11 protein-coding genes are annotated in these 13,791 nt (G+C 68.6%); 7 read left to right on the top strand and 4 right to left on the bottom strand.

Annotation, left to right across the window (positions count from 1 at the left end):
- Positions 1-22: 22 nt before the first annotated feature.
- The gene (locus TVNIR_RS09135; RefSeq protein ID WP_043739556.1) at positions 23-433 is read right to left on the bottom strand and encodes a glutaredoxin family protein; all 411 of its coding nucleotides are present in this window, start codon (positions 431-433) and stop codon (positions 23-25) included.
- A 119-nt stretch (positions 434-552) separates the two neighbouring features.
- Positions 553-1,254, bottom strand: a complete 702-nt coding sequence (locus TVNIR_RS09130) for a murein L,D-transpeptidase catalytic domain family protein (RefSeq protein ID WP_043739555.1) — start codon at positions 1,252-1,254, stop codon at positions 553-555.
- Positions 1,255-1,472: 218 nt separating this feature from the next.
- Between TVNIR_RS09130 and TVNIR_RS09125 the strand changes: the two genes are divergently transcribed.
- Positions 1,473-3,212 (top strand): L,D-transpeptidase family protein, encoded by a 1,740-nt coding sequence (locus tag TVNIR_RS09125; protein WP_237251790.1) that lies wholly within the window; start codon positions 1,473-1,475, stop codon positions 3,210-3,212.
- Between the two features lie 194 nt (positions 3,213-3,406).
- Here TVNIR_RS09125 and TVNIR_RS09120 read toward each other — a convergent pair whose 3' ends face one another.
- Positions 3,407-4,843, bottom strand: a complete 1,437-nt coding sequence (locus TVNIR_RS09120; RefSeq protein WP_157092239.1) for a transglycosylase SLT domain-containing protein — start codon at positions 4,841-4,843, stop codon at positions 3,407-3,409.
- 455 nt (positions 4,844-5,298) lie between these two features.
- Here TVNIR_RS09120 and TVNIR_RS09115 point away from each other — a divergent pair, with 455 nt between their 5' ends.
- A complete protein-coding gene (locus tag TVNIR_RS09115; RefSeq protein WP_015258725.1) occupies positions 5,299-5,520 on the top strand; it encodes a hypothetical protein in 222 nt (73 codons plus the stop codon).
- Positions 5,521-5,523: 3 nt separating this feature from the next.
- Here TVNIR_RS09115 and TVNIR_RS09110 read toward each other — a convergent pair whose 3' ends face one another.
- Positions 5,524-5,826 carry a hypothetical protein gene (locus TVNIR_RS09110; protein ID WP_015258724.1) on the bottom strand — a complete coding sequence of 101 codons (303 nt, stop codon included), beginning with the start codon at positions 5,824-5,826 and terminating at the stop codon, positions 5,524-5,526.
- A gap of 147 nt (positions 5,827-5,973) precedes the next feature.
- Here TVNIR_RS09110 and TVNIR_RS09105 point away from each other — a divergent pair, with 147 nt between their 5' ends.
- From TVNIR_RS09105 to TVNIR_RS09085, 5 genes are all read left to right on the top strand, one after another.
- Positions 5,974-6,537: a glycine cleavage system transcriptional repressor gene (locus TVNIR_RS09105; protein WP_043739554.1), complete on the top strand. Its 564-nt coding sequence runs from the start codon at positions 5,974-5,976 to the stop codon at positions 6,535-6,537.
- 123 nt (positions 6,538-6,660) lie between these two features.
- Entirely contained in the window at positions 6,661-7,929 is a 1,269-nt protein-coding gene (locus tag TVNIR_RS09100) for a metallophosphoesterase family protein (RefSeq protein WP_015258722.1), read from the top strand.
- Positions 7,930-7,934: 5 nt separating this feature from the next.
- Positions 7,935-11,468 carry an ATP-binding protein gene (locus tag TVNIR_RS09095; protein WP_015258721.1) on the top strand — a complete coding sequence of 1,178 codons (3,534 nt, stop codon included), beginning with the start codon at positions 7,935-7,937 and terminating at the stop codon, positions 11,466-11,468.
- A gap of 271 nt (positions 11,469-11,739) precedes the next feature.
- Complete coding sequence (locus TVNIR_RS09090) at positions 11,740-12,585, top strand: hypothetical protein (protein ID WP_043739552.1); 846 nt, start codon at positions 11,740-11,742, stop codon at positions 12,583-12,585.
- A gap of 212 nt (positions 12,586-12,797) precedes the next feature.
- Positions 12,798-13,697, top strand: coding sequence for a sulfotransferase (locus TVNIR_RS09085; RefSeq protein ID WP_043739551.1), 900 nt, complete (start codon positions 12,798-12,800; stop codon positions 13,695-13,697).
- The last annotated feature ends 94 nt before the right edge of the window (positions 13,698-13,791 follow it).

Below are 13,791 nucleotides of genomic sequence, written 5' to 3'. Positions count from 1 at the left end.
GCGAACGGTGAGCGTCGTTCCGTCAACGGGTGACGGCGGCGCCCGGATTGCCGAAACGTTCCTCGAGGTATTGGATGATGTCCGAGGATTCGTACATCCATTCCACCCGGCCGTCCGGATGTTCAATGCGCAGGCAGGGCACCTGAATCTTGCCGCCGCCCTCGAGTAGCGCCTGCCGGTGCTCGGTGTCGAGCTGCGCGTCACGCAGTTCGATATTCAGCCCCAGGCGCTTGATCGCACGGCGCGTCTTTACGCAGAACGGGCAGGCGACGAACTGATACAGGGCCAAGTGCCGGGTTTCGGCATCCACCTTTGCCTGTTCAGCCGGGTCGCGCTCCATGCTCTTCGGTGTGGTCAACTTGTCACCCAGAAGCAGGATGGGGGTCAGCACTGCACGCAGTGCGCGGAAGAAGGTTCGGATCAGGATGCGCATGGCGCGCAAGGATGCCATGGTCGGGAGTTGTCATCCAGTCCCGTTCTCTAAGGCTTCGCCCGCAGCCCCGAAATCCCCGGTGGCAGGTCCCCCGCAGGGCTGCCACCGCGGCGTGGTGCTCAGGGCTGCATCAGGCTCGCCAGGAGCTCGGGCTGGCAGTTCAGATACTCGGACGACGCCAGCCACTCCTGATCCGGATAGTACGAGAACATGAACTGCCCGTCCTTCAGGTGATCGACAACCGCGTCGGCGATCTCGGGGCGCACGGCAGGGCAGCCCTGGCTGCGCCCGATGCGGCCCTGCCGTTCGATCCAGGCGGGATCGACGTAATCGGCCGCATGGATCACGATCGCGCGGGTGCGGGCGTTGTCGTTGATGCCCGGCTCCAGGCCGTCCATCCGCAGCGAGTAGCCGTGGCGCCCGTAATAGCTTTCCTGGGTGCGGAACAGGCCGATACTGGACTGGTGGCTGCCCCTGACGTTGGAGAACCGGGTCGCGAGGTTGTCGCCGGAACCCTGTCCGTGGGCGACGAGTTCCTCGAGCAGCAGCGCCCGGCTGTGCAGGTCGAAGATCCACAGCCGCGGTTCGGAGGAGGGCAACGAGAAGTCGATTACCGCCAGCCGCTCGGCCGGGCCCGTCCCGCTGGTGATTGCGCAGTGCATCGCAGCAACGGCCTTGGCCAGCACCACGCGGTTCAGTGCCGGGGCCTCGGCGGCGAGCGTTTCCACCAGGGCACGATCGGCAGTCGTCGCTGCCGCCGGGTTCCACAACAAAAAGGCGATCGCGGCTGCCAGCAGCAGCCGGCGCAGGGTCATCGGCATTCGGTACCTTCCTGAAATCGGGTTGGTGCGGATCACCGGGCGGGCACGCGAGAGCGCCAACTGCCCGATCCACGAAATGAACACAATGGCGCATCGCGCGGTCCACTCCATACAGGGTCGTGGTGGCCGCCAGGCGCCGGTCCGGATGCGGCGGGCCCCTTCGGCCGCCGCGTTTGGCGCGACATGGTACCAGCCCCGGGAGGCGAGAAAAACCGTTGGTGGCGCTCGGATACATGCTGGCCCTGCTCGTTGTGCTGCTGCCCGCGGCGGTGACGGCAGTCGACCATGGCGGGGAGACCACCGCAGACCGGATTCGGATGGCACTGGTTGCGTCTCCGGCCGCAATGCGTTGCACGGCGCCCGGGGACCACCGGTCGGAGTGGTGGGAACCCGGTGCGCTGGCACGTTTCTATCGCGACCGGGACTACCGGCCGTTCTGGAACACGGGCGACCGCCTGGATCAACTGCTTCGGGCCCTGGATGGGCTGGTCGATGACGGACTGGATCCGCGGTCGTATGGCGCCGCGGCGATCCGCCGGCATCGGGCGGACGAGCAGCACGCGGTGCACGACGTCGCCTGTCTCGACCTACTGGCCACGGATGCGTACCTGAGCGCGTTCTTCGACCTGGCGCTGGGGAGCCTGGACCCGGCCCGGATGGAACCCTTGTGGCGCGCCCCGGGCGTGCGCCGCGCGGAGCCGGACTGCGAGCGGCTGATGGAGATCGCGGTCAGCACGCCCGACGACGTCGCCGCCGGCTTCGCCCGCGCGCGCCCCGCGTCACGCGAATACCATCTGCTGCGCGAAGCCCATTCCCGGCTCCGGAGGCAGGCAGAGGACACCGACTGGCACCGTATCCCGGACGGGCCGCTGTTGCGCGAAGGCATGACCGACGGGCGCGTGCCGGCGCTGCGCGCGCGACTGGAGGCATTTGCCGGGTCAGCCGCTCACCCTGCACCCGTGCCGGCGCTCCGCGCGCGACTGGAGGCTGCAGGTTTCGACAGCAGCGTGGAGTCCGGCGCTCCGGTCGAGCGCTACGATGCCGCACTGGCCAAGGCCGTCGCGGACTTCCAGCAGATGCACGGCCTGGCGGTCGATGCAATCGTCGGGCCGGCGACGCTCGAGGCACTGAATACGTCGCCGGAAGCCCGGCGCGCGCAGATCGCGGTCAACCTCGAGAGGATGCGCTGGCTGGCCGGGGAGCAGGAAGACATCTACCTGCTGGTGGACGTTGCCGGGGCCCGGATCTGGTACTTCCGCCACGGCGAGGCGGTCTGGAACTCCCGCGCCCAGGTCGGCCAGCCGACGCGCCGGACCCCGATGCTGAAATCCGAGATCACGCACCTGACATTCAACCCGACCTGGACCATCCCGCCGACGATCCTGCGCAACGACGCGCTGCCCGAGATCCGCCGTGACATCGGCTACCTGGAGCGCAACCGGATCCGGGTGCTCGATCGTGCCGGGAACGAACTGCCGCCGGAAAGCGTGGACTGGACCGATCCTGGCGGTATCATGCTCCGCCAGGACGCGGGGCCACACAGCGCACTGGGGCGTGTGGCGATCCGTTTTCCGAATCCCTTCCATGTGTACCTGCACGACACTCCCAATCAGCAACTGTTCGCCGCCGATCAGCGCGCGTTCAGTTCCGGCTGCGTTCGCGTCGAACGGGCGATGGAACTCGTCGACCTCCTGGTCGCGGACGGGACCGATGACGAAGCCGAGCGGGTCGAGGCATTGCGCGCGGGCCGGCGCACCGTGAATTTCGACCTGACGCGCCCGGTGCCGATCCTGATCGCCTACTGGACCGCCAGTGTCGACGACCGTGGCGAGGTCGTGTTCCGTCCCGATCTCTATGGACGCGACGACGCGCTTGCCCGCGCCCTGTCGGCAAGGCAATCCGGCCGCCCCGTACGTCCACCCTGTTCGTTCCAGGCCGCAACTGCCCAGTCGCCGTAGGTTGTGCCACAGGCACAACGCCTCGCGTCTCGGGGGATCCGTAGGGCGGAAGAGCGCAGCGTCATCCGCCATGCGGCGTTCGCAATGCCCCGGCGAGTGTGGCAACCCCGGCGCCGGATGGCGGATGACGGCCTTCGGCCTCTTCCACCCTACGCCTGTTCATGGTCGCGGGTGGTGGCCGGGCACCATGGCAGTCAGCTCCCGCAGCCGATCAGTTCCAGCTTCTGCCCCGGCCGGATCAGGTACCGGGGCCCCGCGATGCCGTTGGTGTGGGCGATGCCCCGGGTGCTAGGACAGCCCTGCTCGCTGGCGATGGTCGAGAGCGTATCCCCGGAACGCACCGTATAGATGCGCGTCGCCAGCAGATCCCGGCGTTCGTCGCGCGAGTCGTGCAGATTCTGCGCGAGATCCCGCCGGGGGCCGGCGACGCAGTGCCGGCGGTAGGCACCGACCAGCGCAGCCGGGGCCGCCAGGCGGGTGCCGGCCGGCAGGCGCTGGTCGTGCTCGAAGCGGGGGTTGAGATTGCGCAGGGTGCGGAACCAGCCGGCACGCGTGCCGTCCTGGCCCAGACAGATCGCGAGTTCGCCCAGCGTTTTCGGGTGCTGCAGTTCGAAACGGGTATGGGCAGTATCCGCGCGTGGGAACTCGAGTCCGTATTCGTTCGGGTGCAGGAACAGCCAGGCGGCTGCCAGCACGTAGGGCACATATTCCTGTGTCTCGCGCGGCAGTTGCCCGAAGATCGCCGGGTTCCAGAAGCTTGGGTCGTCACTGCCTGCAACCAGCCGCCGAATGCGGCCCTCACCGCCGTTGTACGCGGCGAGGGCAAGCGCCAGGTCGTCGTCGAGCTGAGCGAACTGTTCCCTGAGGTAGGCGACGTTGGCCCGCGTAGCCGCCGTCGGATCGAAGCGCGTATCGAAGCCATCGTCGTGGCCGAGCCCGAAGCGCCGTCCGGTGTGCGCCATGAACTGCAGCGGCCCGGCCGCCCCGGCCCGGGACACGGAATGCACCCGGCCGCCCGATTCCTTCGCGAGGATGCCGAACAGCAACGCCTCCGGCAGTCCTGCCGCCTCGTAGGTCGGCCACATCAGCGGTCGCAGGTAAAGGTAATGCTCGTAGGCATCGATCAGCGACGGCCGCATCCAAGTCAGCCAGTCGTGCAGCGCGGCCCGGACCAGACTGTTGAGGTCGATGAGTTCGATCAAGTCCCGGCCGTCGAAGGGAGCGGTGGTGTCCGCAACGTCCGGTTGCAGCACGGCCTGCGGGGTCTCTGCGTCGAGCTCGGGCTGGAGTTCAACGTACTCCTCGGCCGCTCCGGCGAGCACATCGCTGCGCAGCGTCAGCAGGTTGTGATAGGCGGCCATGAAGCGCTGCACTTCACAGCCCGAGGTTTCGGCACAGACCGCGCCTGCGGCAGCGAGATCCGCGATGGCGCGCTCGATGTTGTCCCGGCCCGCGGCCGGCTGCCCGGTGCGGATTTCGTCGACTCCGGTTTGGTAGCGGGCCGCCACCGTGTCGACCACCCGGTAGGCCCCGTCGATCGGTTCTTCCTTGGCCGGAGTCACGACCGCCGTGAAGCCTAGCCCCCAGCCGACCGCCAGGAACAGTGCTGCCACCCCAATAAGCCTGATCATCACGCTAGCTCCGCAGTTCCAAAAAAGGCAGAAGCCAACCCGGCCGTCATCGCGATCAACGCAGCCTTTAGCCGCGAGCGCTGTATGGCGAGACGTGGCGATCCATCCGGCGTAAATCCACCTGATGTGGCTTGGATTGCTCGCTGCGCTCGCTCTGCGGGCCCGCGTGCGGCTGTTCAATGCGCTACATGCGCAATGACGACCGCCGTCCAGCGGTGTTTCACTCACCGCAGAGTTTCCATGATAGAGGAAAAGCTCGGCCGTCAGGTTCCGTGCCTCGCGGAACCACCCGGCCGACCTTCTCGCTGCACCCCGGTCGGGTTGCGGTCGTCGACGCGCGGAGCCGCCGTGCGGATCGCCGCTCCCGGGAGCTCGCGCGCCCAAGATCCGGATCCTGCTTGCAATCCCGGACCCCGGGTCCATACTCGTTGGAAACCCCGAAGAGGAGGCCACGCATGTTTCTCAAGGACAGCAGTAACGGCCACCTGGTGGAGGTTCTGGACACGGCGGCGCTGTTCGACCCGTCGGAGACGCACTTCGAGGGACGCTACAACTGGGGAGAGGATCTTCCGGATCCGGAACCTTTCGCAAAGGCCGCGATGATCTTCCCCTCCGGCGAGGCGCTGCCCCGCTGCTGGCTCGACACCCATTACCGGGACGACGAGTTGCGTCGTTGACGGTCAGCGCGCGCGGCGACCACTCCCGACCATGAAACGAGCGCAGACGCCATGGATCGCATCGCAATCCATGAAGTCTTCGAGGTCGCCCACTATCCGCACCAACGAAAGGTCCTCATTGGAACAGAGAGTTGCCATGCGATCCCAATCGGGGCGGAAGAGGGCGGAGGCCGTCATCTGCCGTTCCCTCGCCGGAACTGTCGCGGGCGCCGGACACGCCGAACGGCGGATGATGATGCTGCTGCGCGGATCCGCCCTGCGGATCGCCGGGATACGGACGGTGTTTTCCGTCACGTCGACTGCCATGACCGGTGGCCACCCCTGACAATGCCCCCCTTCCCTGCTTGCGGGGAAGGGGGAACAGGATCATCGGGCTGTGCATTGCACCGGGGGGCACCCGTCCTGACGTACCATGGCGCACTCGAGGATCGTTCGGCCTGAAAGGGGACTGCCGTGAATACGTCGTTGATCGTTACGCTGATCGGACCGGATCGCCCGGGACTGGTCAGTGTCGTTGCCACCCGCGCGCAGCGCGCGGGGGCGAACTGGATGGAGAGCCGGATGGCCCAGCTCGCCGGCCAGTTCGCAGGAATCGTGCGGCTGGAAGTCGATTCCGACGCTGTTGAGCAACTGGAGGCGGCGCTGCGCGGGCTCGAGGCCGAGGGCTTGCACCTGACGATCGAGCGCGGCCGCGAAGTTGCGGAGCCGTCGATACGGCGCGTGCGGCTGAATCTGACGGGCCACGATCACCCGGGAATCGTGCGGGACATCTCCGGCGTCCTTCTGCGGCACGGAATCTCCATCGACGGGCTGGAGACCGGATGCGAGCCCGCGCCGATGTCCGGTCATCCCGTTTTCCGGGCGGAAGCCGACCTGGCCGTTCCCGCTTCGGCCGATCTTCATACCCTCCAGGACGACCTGGAGGCCTTGGCCAACGAGCTCATGGTCGATTTCGACCTACACGACGCGGCGCATCGCGAGCCGCCGAATCGATCGAACGCAGCCACGGGCCGCTGATACCCCGCGATTTCGAGTAGTCGGCCGCCACTGTGCTAGCCTTTTGGGATCGCCGGCCGGGGCGACCCCGGCCGCGCGCCGGCATCGCCGGGCGCGTGGACTCCGGACCAGGGAGGGCAGGGCTTGGGATCGTTTCGTTTCCTGCACGCAGCGGACATCCACCTGGACAGTCCGCTGCGCGGGCTGAGCGGGCACGAGGGCAGTGCGGCAGAACGCATCCGCACCGCGACCCGCGAGGCGTTCGTCCAGCTCGTCGGGGATGCGATCGACCGGCGGGTCGACTTCGTCGTGATCGCCGGCGATCTCTACGACGGCGACTGGCGCGACTACCGTACCGGGCTGTTCTTCGCGGCGCAGATGGGGCGCTTGAACGAGGCCGGCATCCCGGTGTTCCTGCTGCACGGCAACCACGACGCCGAGAGCCAGTTGACGCGCCGGCTGACGTTGCCGGACAACGTCCGGGTGTTCGGTGCGCGCAGGCCCGAGACCTTCCGGCTGGACGCTTGCGGGGTCGCGCTCCATGGTCAGAGCTTTGCACAGCGGGAACTGCGCGAGAATCTGGTGCCCGCCTATCCGGATCCGATGCCGCATCATTTCAATATCGGCGTGCTGCATACCGGTCTCGGCGGGCTCGGCGGGCACGAGAACTATGCGCCCTGCGCGCTGGGCGATCTGCTCGCGAAGGGCTACGACTACTGGGCGCTGGGACACGTGCACCAGTTCCAGATCCTGCACCCGCGGCCTCCGGTGGTGTTCCCCGGCAACCTGCAGGGGCGCCATATCCGCGAAACCGGCGACAAGGGGGCCGTATTGGTCACCGTGGAAGCGGGCACGGCGGTGGACGTGGCGCCGCTGGCCGTCGATGTCGTGCGCTGGAGCCGGGTTCAGGCGGATCTGACCGGCGCCGGCAGCCTCGGCGAGGCGGTCGAACGCCTGCAGGCGGCGATCGCCGATGCCGTGGCGGCCGAGGGGCAGGGGCGCCTGCTCGCGTGCCGGGTCGAATGCCAGGGATCGACGCCGATCCACGGCGAGCTGCAGGTGTCGGGCGACCGCTTGCTCGCGGAGGCGCGGGCGGCGGCAGTCGGGCTCGGCACCGATGCGGCCTGGGTGGAAAAGGTCGTGGTGGCGACCACGGCGACCGGAGCCGAGCGCACCGATCCCGCCGGCGAACTCGAAGCGCTCTGGCAGGAGGCGGCCACGGACCCGGAATTGCTGGCGCGGCTGGCCGAGGATCCGGGGGCGATGCTGCGCCGGCTGCCCTACGAACTGCGGGCCGAGCTGGAACCGGATTCGATCCTGACGACCGCCCTCGCGGAGGATCCCGCGGCGCTGGCGACGGCCGTGGTGCCCTGGCTTTCGCAGCGCCTGGCGGGCGAGGGCGAGGAGGACTGAACATCGTGCGAGTCGCCCGGCTGGACCTGCTGCGCTACGGACACTTCACCGGACGGTCGATCCCGCTGCCGCAGAACGGCACGGATTTCCACATCGTGTTCGGGCCCAACGAGGCCGGAAAGTCGACCGCGCTGGCGGCGATCGAGGATCTGCTGTTCGGGATCCCGATGCAGAGTCGCTTCGGCTTTCTGCACGAATACCGCGACATGCGGGTCGGCGCGCGGCTCGAGCACGATGGAGCCTCGCTTGAGATCGTGCGCCGCAAAGGCAACCGGGAAACGTTGCTGGACACCGACGAGGTGGCCATTCCCGAGGGCGAGTCGGCTCTGGCCCCTTTTCTCTCGGGTGCCGACCGCGCGTTCTTCGAGCGGATGTTCTCGCTGGACCATCCACGGTTGCAGCAGGGCGGGCGCGAGATCCTGGAGGCCAGGGACGAGATCGGACAGGTGCTGTTCTCGGCAGGCGCCGGCATCGGCGGGCTTCGCCAGCGGCTCGCGGCGCTGGAGCGCGAGGCGGACGCGATCTGGGGTCCGCGCCGTGCGGCGCGCCGCCGGTACACCCAGGCGGTCGATCGGCTCGAGCAGGCCGACCGCGAACTGCGCGAACACACGCTGACCGCGAGCCAGTGGCAGAACTACCGGGAGAGGCTCGACGCGGCGAACCAGGCCTACGCCGACGTCGCCGACGAACTCGAACGCCGTTCGGCCGAGGCGCGCCGGGTGGCGCGGATTCGGCGCGTCTACCGGGAGGTCCGGCAGCGGTTCGAACTCGAATCGCGCATCGCCGACCTGGGCCCCGTGATCGAGTTGCCCGAAGACGCCGGCGAGCAGCTGGCCGACGCCGAACGCGTCGAGGCCGATGCCGGCATTCGCATCGAGATCCTCGCCGACCAGCTGCGGCAGGCGCGCGAGCAACTCGCCGGGATCCCATGCGATCACCGGCTCCTCGCGGCCGAAGACGAAGCCGAGCGTCTGCAGGTCTGGGGCATCGAGGTCGCCCGCGGGCAGCGCGATCTGCCCAAGCGCGAGGCCGAACTCGACGCCGCCGGGCAGGCGCTGAGACGGCTCGCGGCCGAACTCGGCGTTCAGGCAACCGAAACGGAGGCGATCGTCGCGGCGATCCCCTCCCGCGCCGCACTCGCGGCGGTCCGTGTGCTGGGGCAGCAGCGTGGCGGGCTTGCCGCAGCGCTCGCGGCGGCCGATGCGGCCCTGCGCGACAGCCAGGCGCAATGCGAACACCTCGACCGGCAACTGGCCGCGATCCCTCCGGTGCCGGACCGCGAGCGGCTCGCTGCGGTCGTCCGTGCAGTGCGCGAACTCGGCGATCCGGGCGCGCGGTTGCAGGCCGCGCAGGCCGCCGCGCGCGACGCCGCGACACGGGTCGAGCAACTTGCAGTGGCGTTGCATCCGCCGGTGTCCGCGATCGCAGGGCTTCCGGAAGTGCCGGCGCCCCCGCTGGCGGCGATTCAGGCGCAACGGGACCGGATGCGCGAACTGGACCAGCGGCTGGCCGACCTGAGTCGCGAGCGCGATGCAGCCGGCGTCGAGCTGACGCGCGCACGGCAGCAGTACCAGGAGGCGTTGACCGCTGGCGAGGTGATTACCCGCGACCAGCTGCAGGCGGTGCGGAAGCACCGCAACCGGCTGTGGCGCCTGGTCAAGGCTCGGCATCTCGGAACCGGCGCGGTCTGCGCCGAGGACCGGGAATGGATGGACCGGTCCGGAGCCGATCCGCTGACTGCATTCGAACCCGCGCTGCACGAGGCCGACGCGGTGGCTGACCGGCGCTTCGAGCAGGCCGAAACGCTCGGTCGGCTGGACGAGCAGGCGCGCCGCATCCGGGGCGGCGAGGCGGTCGACGCGGAGCTGCGCGGCCAGCAGGACCGCCTGCTGGAACAGCAGGCCGCGCAACGGGCGGAATGGGCGCAAATGTGGGACGCGGCCCCGTTCGCGCCGCTCGATCCCGACACGATGCTGGACTGGATGGAAACCCGGCGCGGGCTGCTCGACGCCCTGCAGGCGCAGGCCGCCGCGCAGGCCCGGCTCGAATCGGAACGGCAGGGCGAACAGGCGGCCCGGAAACGCCTGCTGGAGGCCATGGCCGACGTCGGCGGTACGGGGGACGAACTCGCGGCCGAACCCGTGGCCGTGCTGCTGGAACGCGCATCCGAGCGACTGGCGCGTCTGCAGGAGGCCGCACGCGAGCGCCAGACGCTGCAGCAGGCGCGCGCCGAGGCGGAAAGGGACCGGTTGCGTCGCACGGCGCAGCACGGCAGCGCGGACGCGGCGTGGCAGGACTGGCGGCGGCGCTGGGACAGCGCGGTGACCGGGCTTGGTCTGCACGCGGGCGCCGAGGTCGAGGAGATCGACCGGCAACTCGCCAGCTTCGAGGAAATGCGCGAACTGGCCCAGCAGATGGCCGCGTTGCAGCACGATCGTATCGACCGGATCCGCGCCGATGCCGCCGAGTTCGAGCGGGCCGCCGCGGCACTGCTGCCCCGGGTCGCCCCGGATCTCGCGGCCCGGCCCGCCGGCGACGCGGTGCGAGTACTGAAGCAGCGCCTCGATGCCGCCCGGGCCGCGCATGAGCGCGAGCAGGAGCAGCACAACGAGATCCGGCGGCTGGAGGAAGCGCTCGCTGCGCGCGAACGGGATCGCCGCGCCGCACACGAGTCCATCGGGCACCTGCTGCAGGCCGCGCGGGTCGAGCGCATCGACGAACTGCGCGAGGCGCTCCGGCGGTCCGATCAGTGGCGCCGGCTGAACGGCGAACGCGACCGCGTGGTCGCGTCGCTGGAGCGCGAGGGCGACGGCCTGCCGCCGACAGCGCTGGCGCAGGAATGCGCGGACGTCGACATCGACCGCCTGGCGGCACAGGAAGAGACGCTGCACGAACAGCTGGCGGAGCTGCGGCAGCGCCTGGCGGCCAGCGCCGAACGGCGTTCGGAGGCGCGCGAGGCCTTCGAGGCGCTGGGTGGCGGCGACGCGGCTGCGCGTGCCGCGAGCGAGCGCCAGGAAGCGCTGGCGGAAATGCGCGATGCGGCCGAGCAGTACGTGCAGGCGCGCACAGCGGCCACGGTGCTCCGCTGGGCCATCGACCGGTACCGGCGCCGAAAACAGGGGCCATTGCTCAGGCGCGCGGGCGAACTGTTCGCGCTGTTGACCCTCGGCACGTTTCAGGCGCTGCGGGTCGACTACGATGATCAGGACCGTCCGCAACTGACCGGCCTGCGCGACGGGAACCGGGCGGTGCCGGTGCTCGGACTGAGCACCGGCACCGCGGACCAGCTCTACCTGGCACTGCGGGTCGCGTCGGTCGAGGATTATCTCGAGACTGCACCGACACTGCCGTTCGTCGCGGACGATTTGTTCATCAACTTCGACGACGCGCGCGCCGGCGCCGGGCTGGAAGTGCTGGCCCGGCTGGCGCAACGCACGCAAGTGCTGTTCTTCACCCACCACCGGCACCTGGTCGACATCGCCCGCGAACGCCTGGGCAGCGCGGTGCAGGTGGTGTCCCTGGCCGAGGGTGGCGGATAGTGGCAGATGCGGTTCGTGCAGCGAATGCGGCGAGCGGCCGATCAAGATATTCCCGTGCCGGGAGATCGGCGGGAAGCTGCATCCGGCGGCATCGGGACAGCCGCTTGACGGGGCTTTTCGTGAATCGTCGCAGTGAACTCGCACCCGCTCCTCGGATCGGCGATGGTCCGATCCCGAACCTCCGGCCGAGGCTGGGCTGCCCGACCTTCCGCCAGACCACCCGGAATGGACGGCCGCGCGCATTCCGGGCAAAATCGCCGCCGAACCAACCATGGCGACGACCCTTCACATGGCAGACAGCCCGGCCCATATCCTGATCCTCAGCCCCGGAAAATCGGGTAGCACCGGGCTGTACTTCAAGATCAAGAACAGCCTGGAATCGTGCACCGGTGTGTTCGAACCGCGGGATTTTTCCGACGTGGCGCCGCACCTCGAGGGTGCCCGGCCGGTGCTGGTCAAGGCCCTGCTCCGCCCCTCCCGTGGTTTTCTCGGGCCGATGCTGGCTGCGTTCGACAGGCGCATCTTTCTCGTCCGCGATCCGCGCGACCTGCTCATCAGCGCGTTGCTGTACACCGGGGTTCACGACTACCTGTGGAGGCAATCGGACGCGGATATCCGTGCCGCGTTCGCGACGCTGGCCCGAAAGCACGAACATCCCCGCGAAGTGACGTTATCCGAGCTGTTTGCCCGGCTCTGGGGAGTGGCGCAGGAAGAGGTGGTCGCCACCAGCCGTGAACTCGGGGCACTCTCGGTTTCGCTCGCCGACGCGAGGCCTGGCGTTTTTGTCTTTCGCTACGAGGATTTCGTCGCCGACCGCCTGGCCGAGTTGGAGGCATACTTGGGTTTCCCATTGCAGGGGAGTTCGGACGTCGGCCCGGAGTTCCAGCGTGTCGTGCGCACTCGCGGCAGCGGCGCATGGCGCCACTGGTTCACCCCCGAGGATGTGGCGGTGTTCGGGCCACTGTTTCACGATTACGTGCTTCGCTTCGGTTACGATCCCGATGACTGGACGCTCGCCGAGGATCCGGTTATCGAACGGCGCCATGCTGTCGACTACGTGCAGCGGATCCTGAATGAGCGGCGGCAGAAGGAAGGACTTCCAGCCTTCGTCGGGTGAGTGCCGCAGGCTGTAATGCAAAGATGGAAGATGGAGATGGAAGATGGAAGGCGGTACTGGAAAATGGATGACGGTAACGGACGAGGCAATCCATTGAGGGGCATTTCTTTCCTGGCGGGGATCCGTAAGCCGCCCGAAGGTCACCGGTTCCGGGTTGGCGAGGCCCTTCGGCCGGCGCGAAGCGCCAAGACGACGCTGTGGAAGTGCGCCGGATGAGGCCGGCCTTCATCGGTGGTTTTCGAAGCGGGACGACCCTTCTGGTGAACCTGCTCGGCCTGAACCCCCAGGTGGCGGCGTGGTTTGAGACCAAGGAAGTGGCCGAAGCCCTGCGCTGGCTCAGGGTGTTGGAAGATCCACAACTTGAGGCGGTCGAGGCTGGGCTGGTTCGACCGGCCGAGCCCCCCGGCTTCGCACCGGCGGCGGTTGCGGCCCGGATGGAAGCGCAGATGCAGCGCACCTTTCAGCAGATCCAGGGACAGGTTCCGGATGGCAAGGCGGCATACGAACAATACCCCTTGGGAAGTGACCGGATCCTGTATTCCGTTGCGGAGGCAGAAGCGGAGTTGGCTCGCTGGCGTTCGGAGGTGGAAGCGGCGTCGTCTCCCGCTGCGGTCGCCCGTGCGACCGGCGCGTTGATCACCGCACTGGGTCAGCGCCAGGCGGAGCTGGCGGGTCGCCGCTATTGGATCAACAAGACCCCCGAACTTCCCCGTTTCGGCGGCGAACTCCGTCGGTGTCTCGGGGAGTGTCGGATGATCCTGATGATCCGCGATGGCTGGGAAGTGGCGCAGTCGGCGAACGCGTTGGGCTGGGCGAGCGTGCCGGAGCTTGCGGCCTGGTGGCGGGGGCTGATCGAAGAGAGCCGTGCGGCAGGCGAACCGGGCGCCTATCTGGAGATTCGCTACGAGGATCTGATCGCAGCGCCTGCCGAGACGCTCGATCGCGTATTGGGTTTTCTGGGCCTGCACGGTTCGGGAGAAGCATTGTGCCGCGTCTACCACCTTCTGGGTGGTGAGTTCGAACGGCGTCCGCCATGGCAGGACGGTGCCGACGGCGATCGTGCCGCGTTTGACGCAATCGCCGGCGACCTGATGCAGGAGTTGGGGTACTAGCCAGGTACGGGTAGTGGGGCAGGCAGGCGGAAGGTCGGCACCCGCTCGCTGCGCCGGACACGCCGCCGCTGCACGGTCGAGTTCGAACGCGGTG

This window comes from Thioalkalivibrio nitratireducens DSM 14787, assembly GCF_000321415.2.
GTDB classification, from domain to species: Bacteria; Pseudomonadota; Gammaproteobacteria; order Ectothiorhodospirales; family Ectothiorhodospiraceae; genus Thioalkalivibrio; species Thioalkalivibrio nitratireducens.
Note: the sequence above shows the minus strand (reverse complement) of the source record. Positions and strands in the feature narration are given on the sequence as shown.